The organism is Pseudooceanicola algae (assembly GCF_003590145.2).
Lineage (GTDB): Bacteria > Pseudomonadota > Alphaproteobacteria > Rhodobacterales > Rhodobacteraceae > Pseudooceanicola > Pseudooceanicola algae.
This window is the reverse complement of the sequence record NZ_CP060436.1, coordinates 2,265,529-2,291,649: the sequence shown is the minus strand read 5'-3', so window position 1 is coordinate 2,291,649 and position 26,121 is coordinate 2,265,529. Positions and strand designations below refer to the sequence as shown.

General features: G+C 64.2%; 26 protein-coding genes. 14 read left to right on the top strand and 12 right to left on the bottom strand.

The window, feature by feature from the left end; translation table 11 throughout:
• Positions 1-122: 122 nt before the first annotated feature.
• Positions 123-614, top strand: a complete 492-nt coding sequence (locus tag PSAL_RS10710; RefSeq protein ID WP_119837741.1) for a hypothetical protein — start codon at positions 123-125, stop codon at positions 612-614.
• Between the two features lie 70 nt (positions 615-684).
• Here the strand turns inward: PSAL_RS10710 and PSAL_RS10705 are convergent, their stop codons facing one another.
• The 6 genes from PSAL_RS10705 to PSAL_RS10680 form a co-directional block, all read right to left on the bottom strand.
• On the bottom strand, positions 685-1,485 hold the full coding sequence (locus tag PSAL_RS10705; protein WP_119837742.1) for a carbohydrate ABC transporter permease: 801 nt from the start codon (positions 1,483-1,485) through the stop codon (positions 685-687).
• Positions 1,482-2,375 (bottom strand): carbohydrate ABC transporter permease, encoded by an 894-nt coding sequence (locus PSAL_RS10700; RefSeq protein ID WP_119837743.1) that lies wholly within the window; start codon positions 2,373-2,375, stop codon positions 1,482-1,484. Before PSAL_RS10700 ends, PSAL_RS10705 begins: the two co-directional genes overlap by 4 nt.
• Positions 2,376-2,433: 58 nt before the next feature.
• Positions 2,434-3,696, bottom strand: a complete 1,263-nt coding sequence (locus PSAL_RS10695) for an ABC transporter substrate-binding protein (RefSeq protein ID WP_119837744.1) — start codon at positions 3,694-3,696, stop codon at positions 2,434-2,436.
• Between the two features lie 93 nt (positions 3,697-3,789).
• A complete protein-coding gene (locus tag PSAL_RS10690; RefSeq protein ID WP_119837745.1) occupies positions 3,790-4,815 on the bottom strand; it encodes an ABC transporter ATP-binding protein in 1,026 nt (341 codons plus the stop codon).
• Positions 4,812-5,573, bottom strand: coding sequence for a DeoR/GlpR family DNA-binding transcription regulator (locus PSAL_RS10685; RefSeq protein ID WP_231388490.1), 762 nt, complete (start codon positions 5,571-5,573; stop codon positions 4,812-4,814). The genes PSAL_RS10690 and PSAL_RS10685 overlap by 4 nt, the downstream gene beginning before the upstream one ends.
• A gap of 175 nt (positions 5,574-5,748) precedes the next feature.
• The gene (locus tag PSAL_RS10680; RefSeq protein WP_119837747.1) at positions 5,749-6,531 is read right to left on the bottom strand and encodes a DUF4394 domain-containing protein; all 783 of its coding nucleotides are present in this window, start codon (positions 6,529-6,531) and stop codon (positions 5,749-5,751) included.
• A gap of 258 nt (positions 6,532-6,789) precedes the next feature.
• Between PSAL_RS10680 and PSAL_RS10675 the strand changes: the two genes are divergently transcribed.
• Together PSAL_RS10675 and PSAL_RS10670 are read left to right on the top strand one after the other, a co-directional pair.
• A complete protein-coding gene (locus tag PSAL_RS10675) occupies positions 6,790-7,359 on the top strand; it encodes a sigma-70 family RNA polymerase sigma factor (RefSeq protein ID WP_231388489.1) in 570 nt (189 codons plus the stop codon).
• Positions 7,356-8,066, top strand: a complete 711-nt coding sequence (locus PSAL_RS10670) for an anti-sigma factor (protein WP_119837748.1) — start codon at positions 7,356-7,358, stop codon at positions 8,064-8,066. The genes PSAL_RS10675 and PSAL_RS10670 overlap by 4 nt, the downstream gene beginning before the upstream one ends.
• On the opposite strand, the gene PSAL_RS10665 is transcribed toward PSAL_RS10670, so the two are convergent.
• The 5 genes from PSAL_RS10665 to PSAL_RS10645 form a co-directional block, all read right to left on the bottom strand.
• Positions 8,063-8,587 (bottom strand): DUF421 domain-containing protein, encoded by a 525-nt coding sequence (locus PSAL_RS10665; protein ID WP_196222694.1) that lies wholly within the window; start codon positions 8,585-8,587, stop codon positions 8,063-8,065. The two genes, PSAL_RS10670 and PSAL_RS10665, sit on opposite strands and share 4 nt — an antisense overlap.
• 120 nt (positions 8,588-8,707) lie before the next feature.
• Entirely contained in the window at positions 8,708-9,976 is a 1,269-nt protein-coding gene (locus PSAL_RS10660) for an FAD-dependent oxidoreductase (RefSeq protein ID WP_119837749.1), read from the bottom strand.
• The gene (locus PSAL_RS10655; RefSeq protein WP_119837750.1) at positions 9,976-10,818 is read right to left on the bottom strand and encodes an ABC transporter permease; all 843 of its coding nucleotides are present in this window, start codon (positions 10,816-10,818) and stop codon (positions 9,976-9,978) included. The genes PSAL_RS10660 and PSAL_RS10655 overlap by 1 nt, the downstream gene beginning before the upstream one ends.
• A 154-nt stretch (positions 10,819-10,972) precedes the next feature.
• Positions 10,973-11,740: an ABC transporter ATP-binding protein gene (locus PSAL_RS10650; RefSeq protein WP_119837751.1), complete on the bottom strand. Its 768-nt coding sequence runs from the start codon at positions 11,738-11,740 to the stop codon at positions 10,973-10,975.
• Between the two features lie 21 nt (positions 11,741-11,761).
• Complete coding sequence (locus PSAL_RS10645) at positions 11,762-12,787, bottom strand: ABC transporter substrate-binding protein (protein WP_231388488.1); 1,026 nt, start codon at positions 12,785-12,787, stop codon at positions 11,762-11,764.
• Positions 12,788-13,082: 295 nt separating this feature from the next.
• Here PSAL_RS10645 and PSAL_RS10640 point away from each other — a divergent pair, with 295 nt between their 5' ends.
• The gene (locus PSAL_RS10640) at positions 13,083-14,015 is read left to right on the top strand and encodes a LysR family transcriptional regulator (protein WP_119837752.1); all 933 of its coding nucleotides are present in this window, start codon (positions 13,083-13,085) and stop codon (positions 14,013-14,015) included.
• 94 nt (positions 14,016-14,109) lie between these two features.
• The gene (locus PSAL_RS10635; RefSeq protein ID WP_119837753.1) at positions 14,110-15,261 is read left to right on the top strand and encodes a chorismate-binding protein; all 1,152 of its coding nucleotides are present in this window, start codon (positions 14,110-14,112) and stop codon (positions 15,259-15,261) included.
• 83 nt (positions 15,262-15,344) lie between these two features.
• On the opposite strand, the gene PSAL_RS10630 is transcribed toward PSAL_RS10635, so the two are convergent.
• Entirely contained in the window at positions 15,345-16,088 is a 744-nt protein-coding gene (locus tag PSAL_RS10630; protein WP_196222685.1) for an IclR family transcriptional regulator, read from the bottom strand.
• A 151-nt stretch (positions 16,089-16,239) separates the two neighbouring features.
• Here PSAL_RS10630 and PSAL_RS10625 point away from each other — a divergent pair, with 151 nt between their 5' ends.
• From PSAL_RS10625 to PSAL_RS10585, 9 genes are all read left to right on the top strand, one after another.
• Positions 16,240-18,018 carry a hypothetical protein gene (locus PSAL_RS10625; protein WP_196941845.1) on the top strand — a complete coding sequence of 593 codons (1,779 nt, stop codon included), beginning with the start codon at positions 16,240-16,242 and terminating at the stop codon, positions 18,016-18,018.
• Positions 18,015-18,761 carry a hypothetical protein gene (locus tag PSAL_RS10620; protein ID WP_119837755.1) on the top strand — a complete coding sequence of 249 codons (747 nt, stop codon included), beginning with the start codon at positions 18,015-18,017 and terminating at the stop codon, positions 18,759-18,761. The genes PSAL_RS10625 and PSAL_RS10620 overlap by 4 nt, the downstream gene beginning before the upstream one ends.
• Positions 18,755-19,720: a membrane dipeptidase gene (locus PSAL_RS10615; protein ID WP_119837756.1), complete on the top strand. Its 966-nt coding sequence runs from the start codon at positions 18,755-18,757 to the stop codon at positions 19,718-19,720. The genes PSAL_RS10620 and PSAL_RS10615 overlap by 7 nt, the downstream gene beginning before the upstream one ends.
• A 157-nt stretch (positions 19,721-19,877) precedes the next feature.
• Positions 19,878-20,942, top strand: coding sequence for an extracellular solute-binding protein (locus tag PSAL_RS10610; RefSeq protein ID WP_119837757.1), 1,065 nt, complete (start codon positions 19,878-19,880; stop codon positions 20,940-20,942).
• 69 nt (positions 20,943-21,011) lie between these two features.
• On the top strand, positions 21,012-21,842 hold the full coding sequence (locus tag PSAL_RS10605) for an ABC transporter permease (RefSeq protein WP_119837758.1): 831 nt from the start codon (positions 21,012-21,014) through the stop codon (positions 21,840-21,842).
• Positions 21,839-22,681, top strand: a complete 843-nt coding sequence (locus PSAL_RS10600; RefSeq protein ID WP_119837759.1) for an ABC transporter permease — start codon at positions 21,839-21,841, stop codon at positions 22,679-22,681. The genes PSAL_RS10605 and PSAL_RS10600 overlap by 4 nt, the downstream gene beginning before the upstream one ends.
• On the top strand, positions 22,681-23,814 hold the full coding sequence (locus PSAL_RS10595) for an ABC transporter ATP-binding protein (protein ID WP_119837760.1): 1,134 nt from the start codon (positions 22,681-22,683) through the stop codon (positions 23,812-23,814). The genes PSAL_RS10600 and PSAL_RS10595 overlap by 1 nt, the downstream gene beginning before the upstream one ends.
• Positions 23,799-25,148, top strand: coding sequence for an NAD(P)/FAD-dependent oxidoreductase (locus tag PSAL_RS10590; protein ID WP_119837761.1), 1,350 nt, complete (start codon positions 23,799-23,801; stop codon positions 25,146-25,148). The genes PSAL_RS10595 and PSAL_RS10590 overlap by 16 nt, the downstream gene beginning before the upstream one ends.
• Entirely contained in the window at positions 25,102-26,115 is a 1,014-nt protein-coding gene (locus PSAL_RS10585) for an Ldh family oxidoreductase (protein WP_119837762.1), read from the top strand. Before PSAL_RS10590 ends, PSAL_RS10585 begins: the two co-directional genes overlap by 47 nt.
• The last annotated feature ends 6 nt before the right edge of the window (positions 26,116-26,121 follow it).

Below are 26,121 nucleotides of genomic sequence, written 5' to 3'. Positions count from 1 at the left end.
GAACCCACAGGGGGTCTTACCCAGTCGAACACAGGCAAAACGAAATTTTCCTACGCCCAATGCGTCGAATGTCCTATTGATGGAATATGGCACGTTGCAACGACCGGAAAGGCGCAGATCCCGTGAAACACCTCTTCAAATTCGTCAGCGTCCTTTGCGTTCTGGTCGGCTTCACCGGGTCAGTGCAGGCGGACCAATGCGATGATCTTTACGAGGCCGCGAGAAAAGCCTGCGGTGACGTGCGACATGCCTGCGATGACATCAAGATCTGCAACGGTATCAGTGCGGATTGCAAACTGGTCACGGATACGGAGGCCGGCTGCACGGCCTACGGGACCTGCGTTCAGAACAATACACCGACGATATACCGCAATGCCTGCGGCGCCGTATGGAACGCGCAAAGCGGCCAGTGCATGATCCGGGGATTCGCGTCAACGCAGAGGATAATCAAAGGCTGCCCCTATCCCTTCAGCAGGGTCGCGGAACGGTGCATGCCGGTTGCAACGGCGCTTAGCGATCAGCAGCAGGCCTGCCAGGCTGCCCGAAGGGCGCTGGCCGAGCGTGTCATCTGCGATAAACCTTCGGTGCGAATGTACGATTGCAAGATGCCCTGAAGCCAAAGCGGCCCGGTCAAGGGGCCGCGCGCCTCTGGCACTGGGATTAACGGCCCCAGTGACCGGCAGTTTACTTCACGCCCGCCGTCAGGAAGGCCTGCACGAACTGGCGCTGGAAGATCAGGAACCCGATCAGGAGCGGCGCGATCATCATGATCGTCGCGGCCGAGATGATCGAGATGTCGACGCCGTTTTCCGGCGCGCCGAACAGCGACAGTCCCACGGTCAACGGGCGCGCGGTGTCTGAATTCGTCACGATCAGCGGCCAGAGGAAATTGTTCCAGTGGGTCGAGATCGACACCAGCGCATAGGCCAGGTAGGTCGGCCGCGCGGCTGGCACATAGACGCGCCAGAGAACGCCGAGGGTATTGCAGCCCTCCACGCGTGCGGCTTCGTCGAGGTCCTTGGGCACGGATTTGAAGGTCTGGCGCATCAGGAAGATCCCGAAGGCCGAGGCCATGTAGGGCGCGCCGATCCCCATCAGCGTATCGATAAGCCCCAGCGAGGCCGCGACGCGGTAGTTTTCGACGATCAGCACTTCGGGCAGGATGAACAGCTGCAGCAGGACCAGCACGAAGACCGTGTCGCGCCCCTTGAAGGTAACCTGCGCAAAGGCAAATCCCGCCAGCGTGCACAGCGTGAATTGCCCGATCAGGATCAGGGTCACCAGGGCGAAGGTGTTGAAGAAATAGCGCAGCCATGGCGCGCCGTCCCAGGCGGTGCGGAAGTTGTCCAGCGTCAGCGGGGCGGCCAGCCGGAAGTTGACCGCATCGCTGACGCCATGAAACGCCGCCCAAAGGGCGAACAGCAGCGGTGAAATCCACAGGATGGCCAGGACGATGGCCATCGCGGCTTCGATCCGGCGGCTCATCGGTAGTGGGCCTTCTTGTCGAAAACGATGAACTGGATCGCGGCCAGGGCGCCCAGAACGGCAAGCACCAGCGCCGTCATCGCGGCAGCCGTGGGGCGGTCGAAGTAGGCAAAGGCATGTTCCCAGATGTAATAGAGGATCAGCTTGGTGCTGTCGGAGGGCCCGCCCTTGGTCAGGATGAACAGGTGGTCGATCAGCTTGACCGAATTGATCATGGCGTTGATCAGGATGAACAGGGTCGTCGGCATAAGCAGCGGCAGCACGACACGGCGAGTATAGGTCCAGCGCGAGGCGCCCTCGATATCCGCGGCCTCTTTCAGGTCGGGCGGGATGGTCTGCAGGGCCGCCAGGTAGAAGATCATGAAGAACCCGGCCTCTTTCCAGATGGTGACGACGCAAATCGCCCAAAGCGCGGTGCCTGGCTGACCCAGCCAGTTCACCGGATCTGCTCCCAGCAAGGCGCCGACTTGGTTGAGGATGCCAAAGCTGGGCGTGTAAAAGAACAGCCACAGGTTTGCCGCCGCGATCATCGGCAGGACGGTCGGCGTGAAATAGGCCGTGCGCACGAAGCCCCGCGCCGGAAGTTTGGCATTGGCCCAGAGCGCCATCATCAGCGCCAGCCCGATGGAGATCGGGATTGTGACGCCCGCGTAGAACAGGTTGTTCTTCACCACCAGCCAGAAGCCCGGGTCGTCGAACATGTAGCGATAGTTCTCGATCCCGACGAATTCCGCCGGATTCCGCCGCGTGCCCCGTGACCAGAGCGAGGCGACGATCGTCGAGACGGAAGGATAAAGCGCAAAGATCGACAGCATGACCAATGAGGGCGCCAGCAACAGCCAGCCGTTTATGGCCCGGCGTCGGCGCTCCAGTGCGAAAAGATCAGTCATGCCTTGTCCCCGAAAAGGAAAGGGGCCAGCCCGACCGGGCCAGCCCCCCTCGGTGGATTTAGTTGTAGGGGCGCAGCAGGCGCTCGGCGGCGGCCTGGGCTTCGTTCAGGGCCTCTTCTGCGGATTTGTCGCCCGTCAGAACCGACTGGATCGCGCCGTTCAGACCGTCCCGCACCCGCGCGGTTTCAAAGGTCGAAAACTCGGCCACCGCATGTTCCAGCTGATCACGTGCGACCAGCGCCGGGGCGAAGTCCTCGACATAGGCTTGCAGCGCATCGGTTTCATAGGCAGCGGGCGAAACACCCATGTACCCGGTCGCAATCGACCATTCCGCCGCCTGTTCGGGCGCGGTCATGAACTGGATCAGATCCAGCGCGGCTTGCTGTTCTTCTTCGGAGGCATTCTTGAAGACATAGAAGTTGCCGCCACCCGTGGGCGAGCCGGGGCGCTTGTGCGCCGGCAGCATGGCCACACCGAAGTCGAATTCGGCGGCGTTCTTCACGGCCGTCAGGTTGCCGGTGGAATGCCACATCATGGCGGTCTTGGATTCAAGGAAGGCCTGACGCAGGGTGCCCCATTCGACCGTGCCTTCGGGCATGATCTGGTGTTCCTGGCTGAGCGACTTCCAGAACTCCAGCGTTTCGATGGCCGCCGGGTCGTTGAAATAGGTGGTGACACCGTCGTCCGACATCAGCTCCTTGTCGTTCTGGATCGCCAGGGCCTGGAACATCCAGTAGGGATAGCCCGTCGAGGGGATCATGATGCCATAGTGGTCATCATTGGTCAGCGCCTTGCCCATCGACACCATTTCTTCCCAGGTGGTCGGGGCCTTTTCGGGGTCAAGACCGGCTTCGCGGAACATGTCCTTGTTGTAGTAGGCAACGATGGTCGACCGCTGGAACGGCACGCCCCAGGTCTTGCCCTCGATCTGACCATTGGCCATCAAAGCCGGGTAGAAGCTGTTCAGCCAGGCGGTGTCTTCGTCGCCGTCGACCAGATCGTCGAAGGCGACGATGTGATCCTGATCAAGCAGGTCATAGGCGTCGATCGAGAACATGACGGCCAGATGCGCCGGCTCGCCAGCGTCCAGCGCGGCAAGGGCCTTGATGCGCGCGTCGTCGTAGTTGCCGGCATAGATCGCGTTGACTTTGACATCGGGGTTCTGCGCTTCGAACTTGTCGACGATACCGTCGACGACCTCGGTCAGCGCGCCGCCGACTGCGATGGGGTAATACATGGTCAGCTCCGTCTCGGCGAAGGCCGGGTTGACCAGAGCGGTGGAAGCGGCCATCAATGCTGCTACAGTGGTAATTCGGGTCATTTAAGGTTCCTCTTTGACTGATTGAGGTGGAATGGGGACCGTCAGGCCAGCCGATGGCGCAGGATTTTGGCGAATGCGCGCCACCGGCCTTGTTCACGAATTCTGCTGAGGTTCCTTTTCGAGTGTTCCGGTAACGGCACTGAAAAGGAGCCGGCTTTCTTCAGGAAGTCGAACGCCGGTCGTCTGCCCCAGATCCGGGCGGGCGTTGTCGTTCAGGATCGCGGCCAGCCCCGTGGCGGCCGGATGGGTAAAGGCAAGCTGCGTCTCGTTGCCCATGAATTCCAGGTCATCGACGATCACGTCGAGGTCGCCCTGCCCGGCGGGCACGACCCTGACCGCTTCGGGACGGATCCCGACGGTGTAGCCAGCGTCATATCCAAGGGCGGCGCCGTTGATCAGCGCCATGGGTGGTTCGCCGATGAACTGCGCGGCAAAGGTCGTCGCGGGGCGGTTGTACAGTTCCGCCGGCGTGCCGACCTGTTCGATCTGGCCGTTGTTCATCAGGACAACCTTGTCCGACAGGCTCATCGCCTCGCCCTGATCATGGGTGACATAAACCACGGTCAGACCCAGCTTGCGGGACAGGGCGCGAATGTCGCGGCGCACGGAATTGCGCAGCTTGGCGTCAAGGTTCGACAGCGGCTCGTCCATCAGGCAAAGCGGCTTTTGCGCAACCGCCGCACGGGCCAGGGCGACACGCTGGCGCTGACCGCCGGACAGTTCCGACGGCTTGCGTTTTTCCAGCCCTTTCAGGCCGGTCATCTCCAGCACCTCGGCCAGCCGCGCGTCCCGTTCGGCCCGCGCGATGCGGCGGACCTTGAGGCCGAACAGCACGTTTTCAGCGACGCTCAGATGCGGAAACAGCGCGTAGGATTGAAAGACCATCGACAGGTTGCGCTCTGCCGGGGGCAGGGCGGTCACGTCCCGCCCGTCGATCACGATTTGCCCGGACTGGGGATGCTCCAATCCTGCAATCAGCCGCAGAAGCGTGGACTTTCCGCAGCCCGAGGGGCCGAGAATGGAGAGGAACGCGCCCTTGGGCAGGGACAGGTTGATATCGACAACCCCGCCCTGGCCGTCCCATTGGCGGGTAATCGCGCCAAGCGCCAAGAAGGTCATATCTGCTCTCCGGTGACGATCAGGCGGTCTTTCAGCAGGTCCATCTGGGGGCCAAAGCTGCCGTCGGGACGCAAGTCGGTCACGATGTGGTCTGCGTCCTGCAAGCTGCCGCCGACCGCGGCGGCGCGGCGGCCGAATTTCGTCACATCCGCGACCAGGATGGAGTTGCGGGCGTTTCTGTGCATGGCCTGACGGGCACGCACTTCGGCTTCGTGAAAGTCGAGCAGGCTGCCGTCGACATCGATGCCGCCCACGCCGAAGATCGCGTAATCGGCGCGGTAGCCTTCGAACAGCGCCAGCGCCTGTTCGCCAAGAATGTCGCGATCCGGAAGGCGCAACTCCCCTCCGGCCAGAACGATCCGGACATCCGGGGCTTCGGACAGGATCATGGCGACATTGAGGTTGTTGGTGATGACGGTCAGGCCGGTGCGGATGGTCAGGGCCGTCGCGACAAGGGCCGGGGTGGTGCCGATGGAAAAGAACAGCGTGGCCCTGTCCGGAATAAGCTGCGCCGCCTGCGTGGCGATCTGCTTTTTCGCGGCGATGTTCAGCGAGTTGCGCACCGAATACGGCAGGTTGGACGCGTCTTCGACGAACTCGGCACCGCCGTGCAAGCGGCGTAGCTTGCCCTGTTCGCACAGGGTCTTGATGTCGCGGCGAATGGTATGCGTGGACAGGTTGAAGACCTCGGCCAGTGTCTCGACACTTACCCGTCCGTTTGATCGTGCTTCTTCCAGAATCATCAGATGTCGGTTCATTTGCGCCCCCATGTGTCCATATGAGCGCCGCGTGTTACACCGATATGACAGTTCCTGTTCGAAATGGGGAAATTCGTGAGCGGTCGAGCAATGCCGCCCTTGCGCAGGTGGTCAGCTTGCCGGCAGGTCGGCGCGACCCGCCCGGGCCGCGCCGAAAGGTAAGTCGCGGGTCAGCTTACATGGCGGGCAGGATCGTGATGTCGCGGATCGCGCCATCGACACCTTCGATCGCCCCGACTTCGGTTGCCGCACCGGTTTCCAGGTCGACCGAATAAAGGGTCATGCCGTTCACCAGCCAGCCGGTGTTTTCCATCGCTTCGGTGGTCTGGATATCGAAGGCGTAGGTGTCCGCGGGGTCCTTGATGCCGAGCTTGCCGATGGCGCCAAGCGTCCCGTCATTGGGCGAAACCTGCTGGATAACGGCTACGATGGTGCTGTCGATGTCGAACATCGCGGTGCTTTCGGGTTTGCCATGGCTGTTGATATAGGCGGCGGCGGCAATGGCGGGCATTTCACCGACGTGCATGTCGCCTTCCTGCCAGTCCAGGCTGCCGTCCACGGTCACCGCGCCGCTGTCCACATCGACCCGGTGGTTGGTCGTGCCGGACATGAAGCGCAGCTTGTCGGCCATCGGGTTGAAGTCGACGATCACCGGCATGTCCCCGACGGGCAGGGCAGTGTCCATCATCGACATCTCGGTCGCCGCCCCCGTGGCGGGGTCGATGCTGACGATGGCCATGTCGGGGGTCACACCGACCAGCGTCTTGTCGGCAGGGCGCAGGTCGAGTCCCAGCAGGCTGTCGACGCCGGATACCTCCATGGTGCCGGACACGGCCAGCGTTTCGGTGTCAAACATCACGAGGGTCTTGTCACCCACCAGGCCGATGGCAGGCGCGGCGCTGGCGGCCGACAGCGACAGGGTCAGGGCGGTGGTCGAGAAAGCTGCGATACGAAGCATGGTGTGTTCCTTTGTCAGGGTCTGCAAAAGCACGGCGTTTCTCGCCGTCCATGTACCGAAGACACCGGGGCCGCGATTTCGGATGCAGAGTTTTTCAGATTTTTCTGCATCCATGCCGGTGGCCTGCGTGTCTTCTCTTTTGAAAGGGGGCCGATTGTGCAAGAAACCATGGCGTTTACGGGCCTGCCCACCGGGCCGATACATTCAATGCGATGGTGGGCGGTGACGCGGATGCCGCGCGCAGAAAAGGATCGCACCTTGACGGAAAATGACAGCGCCGCGATCCGGGCCACGCGGCTGCGCGACGCCCTTTTCGCCTGCGCGGCAGGGCGGAATGCCGGCCTCGATACGATCCTGGACAGCGAAGGCCCGCAGCTTCTGGGGGTCGCGCACCGTATCCTCGGGCGGCATGATCTGGCAGAAGAGGCGCTTCAGGACGCGATGTTGCTGATCTGGCGCAAGGCCAGGCAGTTCAGCGCCGACAGCGGGTCGGCGCGCGGCTGGATCTATGCGATCTTGCGCAACCGCTGCCTGAACATCCTGCGCGACGGCAAACGGCTGAGCCTTCTGTCTCCGGGTGACCTAGCGACGCTGCAAGAGCGGCGGCAGGCTATCGTGCCCACCGAAGACTGGGAGATCCTGGCCGCGCCAAGCCGCATCCGCGACTGCCTCAAGGGGCTGGATGGACAAAGCCGGCACATCATCCTGCTCGCCCATGTCGCAGGGTTTAGCCACGCCGAAATCGCCACCCGCCAGGATGTGCCCCTGGGCACGATAAAATCGCTGATCCGTCGGGGTCTGCACGCATTGAAGGACTGTCTGACATGACCGATCCATCCGACGAGATCATCGCGCTGTCCGACGAATATGTGCTGGGCCTGTTGTCCGGGACCGAGGCCACCCTGATGGAAGAGGTCATGGCGCGGGACGCCGAGCTTTCCCGCCGCGTCGGGGCGCTGCGCGATCATCTTCTGCCGCTGGACCAATCCGCCACGCCGCAGGATCTGCCAGACGGTTTCGCCCGAGACCTGCGTGCCCGGCTTCCCGCGCAGGACCGCCCGTTGGTGTCCGGCACGGCACCGCCGCCGCCCGCGAACCTGTCCTCGGCGCCCCGGAAATGGGGCCTCGGGGTGGTTGCGGCGTCGCTGGTCGGTCTGGCCGTCGGCTTCGGCGGGGCCGGTTTGCGCCCCCTGCCGCAGCCAACTGTGGTGGCCGTCCTGCTGGATGACGCAGGGGTGCCGCAGGCCGTCATCGACGATTATGGCAACGACACGGCGACCGTGCGATTTGTGGCGGACATTGACGTCCCGGCCGACCGGACCCTGCAGGTCTGGACGTTGCCGTCGGAACAGATGGGACCGACCTCTCTCGGGACGTTGGACCGGATCGGTGCGGCACGGCTCAATTTCCAGGATCTGCCGTTCCCGAGCGCGCAGCAGCTGTACGAGGTCACGCTGGAGCCGCTTGGCGGTTCCCCTACCGGGCGCCCGACCGGACCGATCATCGGCAAGGGGTTCGCTGCGCCGCAAGTCTAGACGTCTTTGAACCGCCCGAGGCCGGCCTGCGCGTAGGCCCTGGGCGTGCCGTCTTTTGCCAGTGGAATGACGCTGAACGACCCATCCGTTTCCAGAATGGCGGCACTGGTATTCTCAAGCGATCTGGCAGGGCTTTGGCGGATGACGGCAAGGATCTCGGTCTCTGTGATCCGCTCGCGCATCATCGTGCCACGGCACAACTCTCCTTCGCGCACCAGCAAGGCGGCATCCGACCGGACAAGGTCTGCCACGGTGGCCGAGCGGACCGAGGACCAGGCGACCAGCCATTGCAGGCTGATCAGCACCAGAAGCGCCAGCAACCCCTCTGCCAGGGCGACGCTTTCAGACAGCAGGATCGAGGCAAGGGTGGAGCCAAGGGCCACGGTCACGATCAGGTCGAAGGCGTTGAGCTTGGCCAGCGTGCGTTTTCCCGACAGCCGAAGCATCAGAAGAAGCGAAGGATAGGCCAGACAGCCGACAACAAGGGTCCTGACCAACCCGGTCCAATCCTGGAAAAACATCTCCGACAAGATCGCGGCCTCCGTGTTCCAGTCACCCAACCCGCATTCACTTGCTTGGTTCCGTCTGCCGGGGTGGTGACCCGCCGCGACCGGATTTGGGTCGGTGGGGGCTGGCGGGGATCAGATAAGCGCCCCTCCCCGCAGCAATTCCCGTCGCACCGCCTGCGCCGTGACCGGGTCCCGGCCCTGTGCCCCAAGCGCGGCGGCAACGCCGGCGGCCTCGCCCGTGGCAAAGGCGGTGCCCATCACCCTGATGGATCCGTATGCATGGTCGTCCGCGCCGATGACCCGCCCGGCGTACCAGAGATTATCCAGGTCCCGCGCACGCAGGGCATCGTAGGGCACGTGAAAGAACCCTTCGCCGCCGACATGTTCATAGATTGGCTTTCCGGCCTCTGAATGCAGCTCGATCGGCCAGGCGGCCCGGGCAATGCCGTCTTCGCGCAACCGGCCCTGAACAACATCATCGCGGGTGACATCATAACGGGCCGCCGGGTGGCGCGTTTCGCGCACGCCGATCTGCGGGCCGGTCTGGGCAAGCCAGGCGTTTTCGAAACCGGGCACCGAGGCGCGCAGAAGATCGACCAGTTGCAACGACATCTCGCGCCCTGTCTGCTCGGCGCGGGTGAAGCTGTTCGAGGACAGGTCCGGCATGGCGCGGTCGACCACAAGCCACCAGAAATCCGTCGTGCCCGGAACGCGGGTGAAGATGCCCGCATCGGTGCGGTTGATCTTGTGGGGCGAGACCCTGTTGAATTCGGTGATGACCTGCTGCATCCGGGCGCGGTCGATCCGTGTGTCGGGCGCCAGCCCGCCGATGCGCAGGGGCATGGTATAGGCCTGAATGCGGCTTTGGCTGTCGCCGGTGCGCATCGGCACGCCCGAAACGAGCGCCAGGTTGGCATCGCCGCTGGCATCGACGAAGCTTTCCGCGATCAGGCGGAAACGCCCGTCCATGCCCGCCACGGTCACGCTTTCCAGGGCCCGGGCGGTCCGGCTGGCCGCCGCGACGCGCGCATGCAGGTAGACATCGACACCATGGGCGCTCAGCACCCGGTCGAGCGCGACCTTCAGCTTTTCAGGGTCCAGCAGTACGATCCAGTTGCTGGTGGTGGGGGAATGGAAGGGTTCGCAGGCCACGCCCATGCCGCGCAATTCCGCCAGCACCTGTTCCCCGGCTCCGGCCACGGCCCGGACCGGTTCGCCGCCCTGATGGTAAAAGCCGCAATAGGCGAGCACCTGGGCATTGGTCGCCGCACCCCCAAGAAAGCCGTACTTTTCCACCAGCGCCACACGTGCGCCCGCCTTGGCCGCACCCAGGGCGGCACCGACACCACCGGCCCCACCGCCGGCAATCACCACATCGTAATCGGTTTCGTGACGGGGCATCAGTTTCTCCATCCCAGAAAATGTTTCTCGAGGCGCGAGATCAGCCAGCTGACCGTCAGGCCGAGCATCGACAGGATCGCCACGCCGGCGATCAGCTGATCGGTCGCCATCAGGTTCCCGGCCAGCAGCACATAGGCGCCGATGCCGTATTGCGCGCCGATCATTTCCGCCGCGACCAGCAGGATGATCGAGATCGAGGCCGCGATGCGGGTGCCCGAAAGGATGCCGGGCAGGGCGGCGGGCAGCACGATCTTCCAGATGATCTGCGCCTTGCCGAGGCTGAAGCTTTGCCCCATGCGGATCAACGTGCGGTCCACGTTGTCGATCGCGCTGTAGGTGGCGATGACCATGGGAAAGAAGCTGCCGAAGAGGATTGTCGCGACCTTCGATCCTTCGCCGATCCCGAACCAGATGATGAAGAGCGGCAGCAGCGCGATCTTGGGGATCGGGAAAATGGCCGAAACCAGCGGCGTGATGATGGCCCGCGCGACCGAGGACAGGCCCGCCGCCGTCCCGCAGATCAGCCCAAGGCTGACCCCCGCCGAAAAGCCGAACACGAGCCGTTGCAGCGAGGCAGAAAGGTGGCGCCAGAGGTTGCCGGAATGGACCAGATCCATGAAGGACCCGAAGGCTTCCGAAGGGGCAGGCAGGACCAGCGACGAGATCACGCCAGTGCGCGACCCAAGCTCCCATACCGCGATCAGCACGACAAAGACCGCCAGCCCGATGAATTTACGCGGTCTCGGGGAAAAACCCCCGCCCCGGAAGGGGACGGTCTTGCCGTCTGTGCTTTCGAAGGCTGGGGCGGATCGGGAGCCGCCCGGGACGGAAGTATCGCTCATGAAGGGGGTCCTTTCACGGAAGGGGACGAGGGGCAGGGATGGGCGCAGGCAAGCGAAAGCCGGTCGGGCAGGCCCGTTCGGTGGCGGTGCGGGGCGCTGCCCTGGATCAATGCGAAGACAGGCCGGGCGTATCGAACCGGCGTGACCGGTGACCTTAGCCGGAGGCCAGTTCCCGGTCTGCTGTCTGCGCCTCTTCGCGCATCATCTCCCACAGGGTTTCCTGCAGGGCGGCCAGCTTGGCGTTGCCCACGTCGCGCTCGGCCAGCGGGATATCGATGTCGACGATATCGCGGATGATGCCGGGGCGGCGCGACAAGACGACCACCTTGTGGCCAAGGCGGACGGCTTCGTTCAGATTGTGGGTGATGTAGCAGGAGGTGAAGGGTTCGCGTTCCCACAGTGCCGTCAGGTCGTCCATCAGCAGTTCGCGGGTCTGACTGTCGAGCGCGGACAGCGGTTCATCCATCAGCAGGACGGCCGGGTTCACCGCCAGCGCGCGGGCAATGGCGACACGTTGCTTCATGCCGCCCGACAGCTGTTTGGGCACCGCCTTGCGAAAATCGCTCAGCCGGGTGCGGTCCAGCACATCGGCAATGCGCCTTTCGCGTTCCTCTGCCGAAAGGCCATGCGGTTCCAGCACCAGCGAGATGTTCCCCTCGACCGTGCGCCAGGGCAGCAGGGCGAAGTCCTGAAAGACATAGGTCAGCGGGTTGAGCGAGCCGTCAGGCGCCTCGCCCATTTGCACGATACGTCCCCGGCTGGGTTTTTCCAGCCCCCCCAGCAGACGCAGGAGGGTGGATTTGCCGCAGCCGGACGGGCCGATGATACAGACGATCTCGCCATGGGGGATCGTCAGGTTGAGATCCCTCAGAACCTCGAGATTATCGTAAGAATGCGAAAGGTTCTCGACGCGAAGGTCCATGTCATCAGCCTCGTCGCGGGGTCAGTAGGTTTCGACGAAGCTGTCATCGACCAGCTGGTCGACCGACAGATCCGAGGTCACCAGGTTCTGATCCTTGAACCACTGCACCTGCAGGGCGACATCGCTGAGGTTGAGCGCGAGATCCTCGTTCAGGTTCATCGCCCCCTGCTGGATCGATTCCTTGGCCTCGTCATAAGGCTTGTCCGGCGCCACGTATTTGGCGATCAGGCGGGTCATCTCGTCCAGTTCCTCGGGATCGGGATTTTCAGCCAGCATGACGCGGTTGAATTCGGCGATCCCCTTGGCATAGGCGCGGATGAAGCGTTCGACCATGTCGCGCCTCGTCTCGATGTTCTCGACGCTCGTGAACAGGGTCGAGATCTGGTATTCGGCATAGTCGTAAAGCCAGCCGAGCTCTTTCGCATTGCCGGCAGCGACCATCGGCTTGGCGATATGGGGGACCATGATCATCGTATCGACCTGACCCGACTGCAGCGCAGCGACCATGGCGCCGACCTTTTGCAGCGGCATCAGGCGCACGTCGGAGATGTCGAAGCCTTCGGTATCCGCGATACGGCTGGTCATGTAGTGGAAGGTGGACCCGACCTGGGTCATCGCCATCGAATGGCCCTTGATCTCGGGGACCGTGTCGAGGCCCGCTTCATAGGCCTTGTTCGAGGCCATGACCATCATGCCATCGACGCCCTTCTTTTCATGCAGGACGCCCCCGACGATCCGAACAGCGCCCTTTTCGGCAAGGTTCATCATGCCGCCGGTCACGCCAGCCAGGCCGAAATCCACGTCCCCGCCTGCGGTCGCGACAGCGATCGGCTGGGCGGCCTGGAAGAATTCGAAGGACACGTTCAGGTTCTCTTCGTCGAAATAGCCCTTTTCATAGGCCACGAACCCTGCCGCATGGCTGGTAAAGCGCAGCGCGCCCAGGACCACATCGTCCTTTTCCTGTGCCATCAAGGGGTTGGCCGATACCAGCGACAGGCCAGCGAGGCCGGCCAGCCAGGCACGGCGGGTCAATTTTGCGAAAGCCATATAACTCCTCCCAGAGTCTGTCAGTGCCGGGCCTCTCCATGACCCGGCGGAAGTCCCACACTGGCGCAAGCAGGGCGAAGTGAAAAGCTATGACTTGCTAGACTTGCATAGCCTGACGCTATGGGGTTCTGTTTCGTGGGGGGCGTCAGTTCAGCCGAGGGCGGTTCGCCCCGGCGGGGCCGGGCCCTTGCCACGAGGAAACCCTGGAATTTACTTGGTGACGCAGGTCGCCCCGATGGGGGATCCATGTCAAGTCAGGTAGTTTCCCGCAACCCAACGGCGGACGGATCGGAAAGTGATTTCATTTCGGCAACTTGAAGTGTTTCGGGCGGTCATGTTGACGGGATCGATCAGCGGTGCCGCCCAGCAATTGGGGATCGCGCAGCCCACGGTGACCAATACGGTGCGCCGCCTGGAAGACGTGTTGTCGGTGCAATTGTTCAACCGCTCCGGCGCCCGTTTGCGCCCTACTGCCCTGGCGCGACAGATCTTCGATGTGGCTGCGCCGTCGATGACCGCCTTCGAACAGATCACCGATCGCGTCAACGAGATGGTGCAGGGCAAGGGCACCATGTTCCGCCTCGGGGTTTCGCCTTCGGTCAGCCAGGCGCTGGGGCCGCGCTGCCTGTCGATCTTTCGCAAACGCCGGCCCGAAATGAACCTGCGCATGGACACCCTGTCGATGAAGCAGAACCGCGACTACCTCTGGATGGCCGAGGGCAATTGCACCGTGACGATCTTTCCGCTCGACGATCCCGGGATCACCTCGTTCCGGATCTCTTCGGCCGGCATGGTCTGCGTTGTTCCCAGCGAGCATCCTTTGGCGCGCAAAAGCGAACTGACCGTGCATGACATCGCCGAAGAGCCGCTGATCTTCTTTCACCGCAACACGCCCCATGGCGAACTGGTCAGAAAGATCTTCGAATCTGCGGGGATCGAGCCGAATATCTCCATCGAGACCCGGTTCGCCGAATCCGCGCCGCACCTGATGCGCGAAGGCTTCGGCATTGCCCTGCAGGATGAGCTTTCCGCGTTCGGTGTGACCAACCCCGCGCTCAGCGTGCGGCCACTGGCGGGGACAGAGCGACAGCCGATCCTGTTGCACTGCCGGTCCGACAACGTCGATGACATCGAAGTGCGCGAGGCCCGGCGCTGTCTTCTGCAGGCGGCGCAGGAGCTGGGTCTGCCGGTCGAGGCAGAGATCAGGGCCGAGACCAGGGGGCGGTGATATAGTCCCTCGCTATAACTCTCCATAGTCTTCGATCTGGACGCCTGCCCTGTTCCGGGCGCAGTTTCCCGTCTTGTAAAAGAGGAGGTTTCCATTGTTGATCAATGACATGCAGCGTGCCGCCTGCAAGCGGGCCAATGCGAACGGGCTGCCCTTCGCGATCTGGCGGGACCCCTTCGGCGCGGATTTCACGGCCCTGATCTCTACCAGCGCGCCGCAACTTGCCCCCGTTTTCGGCGGGCCCGCAGCGCCGGGGTTCGTCATGGCACCCTTCTCTTGCGAGGATGGCAACCTGGCCTGGACCTTTGCCGCCGATGTGCTGGTTTCCGCAGGCGGAGCGCGCTATCGGGACGGGAATGCATTGGGCCCAAGGCCGCAGACCGATGAACAGGCCATGCTGACCGATCCGCAAGGCCCGGCCATCGACCGGCTTGAGGTGCCGCAGGGCGAAAACCCGGCGCCGACGGAACGGGAAAGCTATATGGCGCGTGTCGCCCGCGCGGTCGAAAAGATCGGCGAGGGGGGCTGTGACAAGATCGTGCTGTCGCGGATCGACCCGCGTGACCTGCCCGCCGGTCGTGACCTGCTGGACCTGACCGAACACCTGGCCCAATTGCACCCGCACGCCTTCGTCTGTCTTGTTTCATCGCAGGAAACGGGCACCTGGCTGACCGCAACGCCCGAGGTCCTGCTTGCCCGTGACGCCGAAGGGCTGCGCACCATGGCGCTGGCCGGTACCCAGTGGCCTGATCCAGAGACCGATATCGACAGCCTGACCTGGCCGCAGAAGATCATCGATGAACAGGCGCATGTGGCCGATTTCATCCGTGACGCCTTTGCCGCCGAAGGCTTCAGCGATGTGGAAGAGACCGCGCCCTATACCGTGAGGGCCGCCAACCTTTGCCATCTGCGGTCGGATTTCCGCGCGCCATCCGGGGACGGGGCGGCGCTGGGTCGGTTGTTGGGGCAGTTGCACCCCACCTCGGCTGTCTGCGGGATGCCGAAGGCCCCGGCGATGGAGTTCATTCTGCAAGAGGAAGGCGCGACGCGCCGGTTCTACACCGGCTATCTTGGTCCGCGTGACCTTGGGGGCGCCACCAGCCTTTACGTCAACCTGCGGTCCGCCAGCGTTTCGGGCGGCAAGATATTCCTGCATGTCGGGGGCGGCATTGTCGCGGCCTCGGATCCGGCCACAGAATGGGAAGAGACCGTGGAAAAATCCAAGACCATCGGCGCCATTCTCTGATCGGGGCGGCGGCCACCTGCGGGCGGTTGCCTTTCCACCATTTCAATGGCCCCCGCCCAAGCATATCGGGCGGGGGCCGCGCCTTACCCCGCCGAGGCCGGCCGCAGCGCGGCATTGATCGCGGCGCCGAATTCCAGCAGATCCGCATCATGGGCGCGGATATCCACCTCTTCGACGCCCACGATGGACAGTGCGGCAAAGCAACGCCCGCCGCCGTCGAAGACCGGCGTGGCAGAGGCCGTGACCCCCAGGCCGGAGGGGGTATAGGCAATCTTTCTTTCGCGGATCTCGGCGACAAGCGCCGGATCCAGCCCCGGTCCTTCGGCTATCGCTTCCAACGCCTTGGGGTCCTGGAACGAAATATGCACCCGCCCCGAAGCCGACAGCAGCAGCGACATGTCCGCGCCAAGCGTCTGGCGGGCGACGATCAGGCTTTCGGCTTCGACCCGCTGGACGATGGTGGGGCGCCCGGACCGGATCATGGTCAACGAGGCCGTCAGATGCGTGCGCCGGGCCAGACGGTCCAGAAGCGGTTCGATCCGGTCGGTCAGATCCATCTGCCGCATGGCCATCGCGGAGAGCGCAACGCAGCGCAGCGATAGCTGATATCGCCCGTCGTCGCGCAGATCGAGGTACCCCGCCTCGACCAGCGTGCGCAGCTGCTGAAAGACTGTGCTGCGCAACAGGCCCGATTGTTTCTGCAGATCCGTGAACCGGGACGGCTCCGGATTGTTGGCCACAAGATCAAGCATTTTCAATACCTTGATCGCGCTGGAAAGGCTGCGCACGCCTTTTCCCTGGCTGTCTGTCTGCCCCTCGTCGGTCATGCTTTTCCTCTCCCTTTCGGCCCTGGCGAGGGCCATTTTACCGTCAAACCCACCGGGCTGCCCAGTTTTGATTGACAGAATGATGCTTCTGCGATCATGCTTTAAATAGAACATATGATATTCAATTAGAATACAAGACGGCAGTGAGATTATGAACGCGAATTTCGAGACCCATGACCTTGGAACGCCCGGACTCGACAAGGCCGGGCCGTTGGACGGCTTCGAGTATTCGAGTTTCCGCAACCCCGGCATCGTGATGCAGCCAGAGCGCCTGGCGGCTTTTCAGCCCTCCCGCATCAGCGCCTCGCGGGCGTTGATCGCCCAGATGATCCGCGAACGCTGGAGCTTTCGCTGCAAGCGTTTCAGCATCGCGCGCGACGGGTTGGGCGAGGCGCTCTACGAGGTCGAGGCGCGGGGGTATGTCTTTTCCTTCCCGATCTATTCCTTCCGTCCTTCGAAAGAGGGGCGCACGGGCCGGATCATCGGCACCGCCTGGGACATGATGGGCGCCATGGTCGAAGGCAGGCTGAGTGATGCCGATTTCGCCGCCACCCGCCGCGAATTGCCAAAGCTATACCGGGGCCGCGCCACGCCGCTGACGCTGACATGGTTTCGCGCCAACAGATCCGGCCGGGTTTTTGACCGTTGCGTCGAAGCGCTGGCCAAAGGGCAGCAGCCGGAGCCGGAGATGTTGTGGAAAGCCGGCTACACGATGCGGAACACCGGGCTGGACGGGAACGGCACCTTCGGCACGCGCAGCTTCGTCACGCTGGAAAAGGACCATCCGCTGAGATGGGCGCTGTCCGCGCAGATGCTGTCGGCCTACATGATGCGGGTCTTTGCCGCCGATCTGGTCGATCATTTCGCGCAGCTGGACGGTGGCGATCAGGCGGTGACACTGGCACCCGGTTTGCGGCGCTACCTTGGCGTCGGCAATGGCTCGGCGCTGGGGCTGATGTATTTCGTCAACAACCGCCCGAAACTGGTGAACCGCTGGATCTGGATCCGCGAGAAAAGCATCGCGCGGGCCAAGATGCTGGACGTGGCCGCCGAACCGGCGCTGCTGGACCGGCTGGCCGACGGGCTGGACCGGCTGGCGACCTTCCGGGCCGAGGACATGACCGAATATGGCCGCTACCCGAAAAGCGGCGATGTCGCGCAGGAACTCCAGGCCATCGCGGCCGAGGTGCGGGTGCTGAAGTCACGGCTGCATGCTGCCGGCGCGGCGCCGCTTGCAGCGTTCTCGGCCGCGCTCGAGGGGCGCTACAGCGATCACGCGGTCGAAAGCTGTCTGTCGGCGCTGATCGACCTGGTGCCGGAATATGCCCAGGCACAGGTGCAATCCCTGGTGGTCGACGAAGAGGTCACCGGCACGCCGGAGATGACGGTGGGCCAGCTGCGCAAGGTGCTGGGCACCGAATACGGCTGGTGCTGGCAGATCGACCTGCAATCGACCGAGGCCAATCACTTCATCTGGTACAAGTCGCGCAATGCAGAAGAGCCCCGGCGCGGCCCGCGCAAGGATATCGATGCCAAGCACGGGCTTGGTCTGGATCTGCCGCGGCTGGTGCTGACCCTGGATGCGGCGCTGGCAGGGGTGCCTGCCGACACAAGCATCGCGCGTTTCCTCGTTGCCCACCCCGATTTGCGCCAGATCACGACCCGCGTGCAATCCCTGGCCGGGATGACCTACCATTCACCCCATGCCAACATCATGGCGGCGGATTTTGTCCCCGCGCATATCACCAAGTGCCTCAACAGCGGGCTGCACGGGCTGGACAAGACCGTGGATTCGCTCGACCGGGTGATCCGCGGGATCCTGTTTCAGGGCGCGCCCCTGCCGGAAGAGGTCATGGCCGGCACCGCCTGCGCCGACTGGTCCGCACCGCCCCGCAGCGAAAGCATCAAGCAAGAGGAGAGCCTGGCATGAGCACCGCATCCGGGGAGTTCCGGGTCACCCTGCGCGAAAGCCGGATGGTGATCGAACGGCTGTTGCAGTTCAAGGGCATGGACCCTGGACGCCGCTGGCCGGTGGCCGACGCAGGCATGTTTTCGGCCTCGCTCGGGCTGTCGGGCTTTGCCGGGCTCGAGGCCACGCTGGATCTGCTGATGGCAGGCTGCGGACGCCTCAGCCATATAGGCGACGGGCAGGGCGCGGCGGACGGCAGGACCGGGGGGCTGGTTCTGGATGCGGCGGGCAAGCACGCCTGGCTGGTGGCGGAAGAGGTCTCTGACCTGCTGACGGATCTCGCCCGGATCCGGGGCGATGCCACTGTGGCGATCCAATCCGTGACACACCCCGAGGAACTGAAGGTTGTCAGCGCCATCGTGCAGAAGCACGGGCTTGGCGCGGTGGTCGAGGTGACCGGGACGGACAGCGCCGTGGCGCGTCTGTCGCTGGCCGGGGCCGAACCCCGCGAGCTGATGCGCATCGCCGAAGAGCGGATCGCGGTGGACCCGGACCTGTGGTGGCACCTGTTCCACCTGTCGAACGAGGCACAGGCCCCCGATACCCGCCTGTCGCGGATGCACACCGGGTCGGTGATGATGATGGAAGACGGTTCGCTGGTCTCGGCGGACGAAGAAGAATTCGAGGAAATGGACGTGACGATGCTGGAAAGAGAGAAACTGGTCGAAGCCGGAATGCAGGACGAGGGAGACAGCGAATGCTGATCGACGGCCTGCAATGCGGCGACTTCCGCCGCGATATCCTGCTGAAGCTGCGCGATGGCGGCTTTACCTGCGTGACCAACACGCTGGAATTCTGGGGTGGGGCCATCGACAGCATGGATTCCATCGCCGCGTGGCTGGACAAGGAACGCGAGAATTCCGACGTCATGATGATCGTCCGCTCGGTCGCCGATATCCGCAAGGCCGAAGCCGACGGCAAGGTCGGCGTGCTGATGGGGTTCCAGAACTCGGGCATGTTCGAAGGCCGCATTCGGTACCCGGAACTCTTCGCGCAGCTTGGGGTCCGGGTGGCGCAGCTGACCTACAACATCCAGAACGACGTCGGCGGCAGTTGCTATGAACCCTCCGACAGCGGGCTGACCCGCTACGGCAGGGAGCTGATCGGCGAGATGAACACCCACGGCATCATGGCCGATTGTTCCCATGTCGGTGAAAAGACCACGCTGATGGCCATCGAGGCCTCGTCCAAGCCGGTCGCCGTGACCCATGCCAACCCCGCCAGCCTGATGCCCCACCATCGCAACAAGAGCGACGCGGTGCTGAAGGCGCTGGTGGAAACCAATTCGATCCTGGGCCTTGCGGTCTATCACAACATCACGCCGGATTACGCCACCGCCAGCATCGACGGTTGGGCCGAGATGGTCGCCCGTACCGTCGATCTTATGGGCATCGATCATGTGGGTATCGGCACCGACGCCGGGCACTACGTCGCCAGGCCCGAGCTGGACTGGATGCGTGTCGGCCGCTGGACCCGCAGCGCGCAGTTCGGTGCGGCCAAGACGACCAATGCCTATGGCGCCCCGGCCCAGCAATGGATGGAGGACGTCTCGCAGATGTCCGGCCTTCCCGCGGCGCTGGCACGACGCGGCTTTACCCCCGAAGACGTCGACAAGCTTTGCGGGGCCAACTGGATGCGCGTCTACGAGGCGAACTTCGGCTGATCGCGGGCCCGACAGGCCACAGGGCCGCAAGGTCCGGAGACAGGTTGCCGGACAGCTGATTGACAGGCTGCAAGGTGGATTGACGGACGGACAACAAACCACGGTCACCGGGACATCAGAATGCCGGGGCCGATCCTTACCAACAGGAGATGAAAGAATGACCGGAAAGACCCGACTTCCAATGACCCGGCGCCGCCTGCTTCAGACCGGCGCCGCAAGTGGCGCATTCGTTCTGGGCGCGCCCTATATCCGTGACGCCAAGGCGGCAGAGGACGTACTTTACGTCAACACCTGGGGCGGTTCCTGGGAAGAGAACGCGCGCAAGTACCTGTTTGACCCCTTCACTGCCGATACCGGGGTGGAAATCCGCACCGTGTCGCCGGTGTCCATGGCCAAGCTGGCAGCGCAGAAACGGTCCGGCGCCTATGAATTCGACGTGACCACCCTTGGCGTGGCGCAGCTGGCCCAGGCCGCGCAGGCCGGGCTGATCGCCATGGCCGAAGACAACATCAAGGAAGGTGAGGTCTTTGAGGGCGGTGTAATCAACGGCGGCGTGGCCAGCCATGCCTTCGGCAACAACATCGTCTATCGCAACGACACCTTCGGCGAGGCGGGTCCGCAAAGCTGGGCCGAGTTCTGGGATACCGAGACCTTCCCCGGCGACCGGTCGCTGCAGAACTACCCCGCGCGGGTGCTGGCCTTTGCCCTGATGGCCGATGGGGTCCCCAAGGACGAGCTGTTCCCCTACGACCTGGACCGGGCCTTTGCCTCGCTGGACAAGATCAAGCCCTCGGTCGTCAACTGGTGGACGCAAGGCCCGCAATCCACCCAGATGATCCGCGACCAGGAAGTCGAGATGATCGGCATGTGGCCCGCCTATGCCCAAAGCGCCATCGACGACGGCGCAGAGGCAACCATCGTGTGGAACGAATGCCTTGTGGATACGGCCTTCTGGGTCGTGGCCGAAGGCACGCCCCGTGAAGCGCTTGCCTGGGAATTCGTCAAATCCGCCGTAAAGGCCGAACGCGTGGGCCCCTTCGCCGTCAATGCAGGCACCGGCCCGGTGAATCCCGCAGCGCTCGATTACATCTCGCCGGATGTCTTGCACCGTCTGCCCACGGCACCGCAGTACAAGGACCTCGTGGTCTGGCTCAGCGCGCCCGGCATCGCCGATCAGCTGGACGAGATGAATTCCCGTTTCGCGGATTGGTTGCTGAGCTGAGTTGAGCTGAAATCTGCGCGGCGGCCAGACGGGCCGCCGCCCCACCCGGAAATATTCGAGGGTCACACAATGACTTCCGTTCCCCTCATCCGCCGCCTGTCGGTTCTGGTTCCCACGGCCTTCCTTGCGGTCTTCTTTCTTGCCCCGATGGTCTATGTGCTCTGGCTGAGCTTCATGGACCCCAAGCCGGGGCTGGCCAATTACGCCCGCTTCTTTCAGAGCGGCTACATGGTGGAAACGCTGCTGCGCACCGTGCTGATGGCCGGCGTGGTCACCGTGGTCAGCGCCTTCATGGCCTATCCGGTGGCCTTCATCATTGCCAACAGCCCCTCTGCCTATGCCCGTGCCCTGGCGATGGTGGTGATGAGCTCCTTCCTCGTCAGCTTCCTGGTGCGGACCTTCGCCTGGCTGGTGATCCTGGGCAATGGCGGCCCGGCCCAGAGCATCCTTGCGCTGATGGGATGGAACCCGCCGCCGAGGTTGCTGTACACCACCATGGCCTCCGTCATCGCGATGACCCAGCTTCTGACGCCGCTGATGGTGCTGGTCCTTTATGCCACGATGCGCCGGATCGACCCGCGGCTGATGCTGGCCTCCGCCAGCCTTGGCGCGAACAACCTGCGCTCGCTTCTGAACGTGCACCTGCCGCTGTCGCTGCCGGGGCTGGCCAATGGCGGGGTGCTGATCTTCATCACCTGCATGGGCTATTACGTGACGCCCGCGATCCTCGGCAGTCCGCGTGACCTGATGATCTCGGGTCTGATCGGCAAGCAGATGGAACAGATGCTCAGCTTCGGGACGGCGGCTGCGTCAAGCGTGATCCTGACTTCCTTCACCGGGGTGCTGTTCCTGATCTACGGCTCCTTCACCTCTCTCGACCGGCTGTGGAGCGCGAAATGAAAGTCAGGGAAACCCGCGTCTTTGCCGTCATCGCCTTCGTGGTGGCCAATATTCTGATCTGGCCGGTGCTGATCGTCATTCCGATGTCCTTCAGCGCCTCGGTGTCGCTGTCTTTCCCGCCGCCGGCCTATTCGCTGGATTACTACCGGGAATTCTTCACCGACCCCGCCTGGACCGGGCCGCTGTTCAACAGCCTGTTCATCGCGGCCTGCAACGTGGTGCTGACGCTGGCGCTGGCCTTGCCAGCCTCCTTCGCGCTGACGCGGTGGAGCTTTGCGGGCAAGGCCATGTTCCGGTTGCTGATGATCGCGCCGCTGCTGGTGCCGCATATCGTGCTGGCCATCGGCTACTACATCTACTTCGTCGAAATCGGCATGTTCCAGAGTTATGGCAGCGTCATCATCGCCCATGCCTGCATCAACCTGCCCGCCGCCGTGATGGTGCTGACCGCGGGCATCGCCTCGCTGGATCGCAACCTTGAACGGGCCTCCCTGTCGCTGGGGGCGGATCCGCGCGCGACCTTCCTGAACGTGACGGTTCCGGCGCTTGGCCCGTCGATCATGGTGGCGGGGTTCTATGCCTTCATCCATTCCTTCGACGAAGCGGTGATTTCCGTCTTCATCTCGGGACGGGACAAGGCGACCCTGCCGCGCCAATTGTTCAACAGCTTCATGATGGACATGGACCCGGTGATCGCCGCCGCCTCCGGGGCGCTGGTGTTCCTGCTGGTGCTCTTCGTCCTGATCGCGGCGCTTCTGCGCTTTGCGCTCAGCCCTTCGGGACGCCGCCGCAAGCGCGGCGCTGCCCCTGCTTCCCGGACAGAAAAGGTGCCTGCCTGATGACCGACATTTCGCTTTACCTGCGTGACCTCACGAAATCCTACGACGGCCGCACCACCGTCCTGACCGTCGATGACCTTGAAATCAGGAAGGGGGAATTCGTGTCCCTGCTCGGCCCGTCAGGGTCCGGCAAGACCACGACGCTGATGATCGTCGGCGGGTTCGAAACCCCGACGCAGGGCGAGGTCATCCTGAACGGCCGCTCTGTCGGGGATGTGCCGCCCTACAAGCGCAACGTGGGCATGGTGTTCCAGAACTACGCGCTGTTCCCGCATATGAGCGTCGGGCGCAACGTCGGCTATCCGCTGAAGATGCGCCGCGTCAGCCGCAGCGACACCCGCGCCCGTGCCGAGGCCGCGCTGAAGATGGTTGGGCTTGGCGGCTACTTCGATCGCTTCCCGTCAGAGCTTTCGGGCGGGCAGCAGCAGCGCGTCGCCCTGGCCCGGGCGCTGGTCTTTGAACCCGAACTGGTTCTGCTCGACGAACCTTTCGGGGCGCTCGACAAGAACCTGCGCGAACAGATGCAGATCGAACTGAAACGCATTCACGCAGATACCGGCGCGACGATGATCTTCGTCACCCATGACCAGTCCGAAGCGATGGTGATGTCCGACCGCATCGTGGTCTTTTCCGGCGGACGGATCGAACAGGTGGGCGTACCGGCTGAAATCTATGCCCGGCCAAAGACCCGCTTCGTGGCTGAATTCATCGGCGACAGCAACATCATGCCCTGCCGCCTTGCCGCCGATGGGACGGTCGATATCGACGATATCGGCACCCGTCGTCCCGCCGTCACTCCCGGCCTTGCGCCGGGCCATTACGAAGCGCTGGTGCGGCCCGAGAACATCGAGGTCGTCGGCGCGGGGCAGGAGGTCCCCGCCGGAGCCCTGCGGGCGCGGATGGTGGAAAAGTTCGACTACGGCGACATGGCGGTGATGATCTGCACCCTTGGCGGAACCGAGTTGCGGATCAAGCAGCCGGCCATGCGGGTCGCGGGTTTTCGCGCCGGCGAAGACCTGGCCGTGGTCATTCCCGACCGGGCCGTCCATGTCATCGACGAGACCTTCAGCCCCGCAGATGCCCAAACCGATGGCGCCGCGCCAGCGGGAGAGGCGCGATGCTCCAGGACCTGATCCGCGTCGCCTCGGACACCGATCTGCCGGAAGAGACCGAGGTCGTCATCATCGGCGGCGGTATCGTCGGCACCTCTGCCGCCCTCTGGCTGGCAGAGCAGGGCATCCCCGTCTGTCTGTTCGAGAAGGCCCAGATCGCCTGCGAACAATCGGGCCGCAACTGGGGCTGGGTGCGCAAGATGGGCCGCGCCGCTGCGGAAATCGACCTGTCCGTCATGGCCGAAACCCTTTGGCAGGGCCTTGAGGCCCGGACCGGAGAGGCCACGGGATACCGCCAGAACGGCGCGCTGTATCCCTGTGACAGCCACAAACAGCTTGCCGCTCACGCCCGCTGGAAACGTGAGGTCGGCGACCCGGCAGGCACCGGCAGCGTGATCCTTGACCGCGCGGGCGTGAAGCGTTTGCTGCCGGGCTGCGAACGTCCCTTCGTCGGGGGGATCTACACGCCGACAGACGGCTGCGCAGAACCCTTCATGGCCGCGCCCGCCATCGCCCTTGGCGCCCGCAAACAGGGCGCGCGGATCTATACCGATTGCGCGGTGCGAGAAGTTGAAACGACGGGCGGCGCGATCACGGCGGTGCAGACCGCCAAGGGCCGCCTGCGGTGCCGTGCGGTGATCCTGGCCGCCGGGGCATGGTCGTCGCCCTTCCTGCGGGGGCTGGGCCTGCGCCTGCCGCAATTACGCCTGCGCGGCAGCGTCGCGCGCACCGCGCCCGTTGATGGCCCGGACCTGTGCGTTTCCGCCAGGGACGTCAGCTTTCGCAAGCGGCTGGACGGCGGCTATACCATCGCCCGCCGCAGCCTGAACCGGACCGAAGTGTCGCCCGATCATCTGCGCTATTTCCTGGATTTCCTGCCGACGCTTCGAAAGAACCACGATCTGATCTCGATCAGCGGCAATCCGGTCGATTTCTTCCGCGCCCTGGCCGAGGAGCGTTCCACGCGCCGCGCCGAAGCCCGTGTGCTGGGCGGTCCGGCGATGCCCCGGATGCTGGATTATGCCCGTGCCCGGCTGGACGCGGCGATGCCGGCGCTGCGTGGCGTCCAGATCACCGACAGCTGGTCGGGCTATATCGAAGGCACGCCCGATGCGCTGCCGGTCATCGGGCCGGTTGCCAGCCATCCGGGCCTGATCCTTGCCACGGGGTTTTCCGGCGGCGGTTTCGGCCCCGGCCCGGCCATCGGACAGATCGTGGCGGAACTGGCCGCGGGCCGCGCCCCGAGCCTGGCCATCGGGGCATTCTCATTCCACAGGTTCAGCGCCGGCGCGCGCAGGGAGACGACAGATGAACACGCAGGACAGGATTACCCTGACAGCGCCCGAGGCGCTTGAACTGGCCCGTGCGGCCTTTGCCATGGCAGGCTGCAGGGATGAGGTCGCCGCGCTGATGGCGCGGATCTTTACAGAGGCGGAACTGGACGGCATCGCCTCGCACGGGCTGGCGCGGGTTCCCGGTGTCTGCGGGCATGTCGCCTCTGGCCGGGTGGCCGGGGCGGCGGTGCCGGTGGTGACACGTCCGGCGCCTGCCATGGTGCTGGCCGATGCCCGTGGCGGTTTTCCCCAGCCCGCCTTTCAGGCTGCTTTCGAGGATACGCTGAGTGCGGTGCGCGCCTGCGGCATCGCGACCCTGGTGGTGACCGATTGCTTTGCCGCCGATGTCATGGGCTGGCATACGGAGCGGTTCGCCGAGGCCGGCTACCTGGCCATCGGTTGCGCCAATGTGCCTGCCGCCATCGCCCCGCTTGGCGGCAACCGTCCCGTTCTTGGCACCAACCCGATCACCTGCGCCATTCCGCGCGCCGGGCAACCGCCCATCGTCATCGACCAGGCGTCCTCGGTCATCGCGAAAAGCGAGATCGTGGAACGCGCCGCCGCCGGTGAGGCGCTTGAACCCGGTTGGGCCGTCGACAGCGAAGGCGCCCCGACGCTGGACGCAAAGGCCGCGCTGGCCGGGGCGATGTTGCCTGCGGGGGGCTACAAGGGCTTTGGCATCGCGCTGATGGTCGAGGCGCTGACGGCCTTCCTTGCCGGCAGCCAGACCTCGCTTCAGGCGCCGCCGCTGGCAAAGGCGGACGCCCCGGCGCCGCGCCTGTCGCAAAGCTACATCGTGCTCGATCCCGCGCGCATCGCCGGCCCGGACTGGATGGACAGCGTCGAAGGGCTGGTCACTGCGATAGATGCCCAACCCGGCGCCCGCCTGCCCGGATCGCGCCGCATCGAGGCGCGCAGGCGTCTGGCGGAGACCGGCGTCACGCTGCCCGCGACCCTTGTGGTCAAGCTGAAGGAGATCGCGGGCTGACGGCTG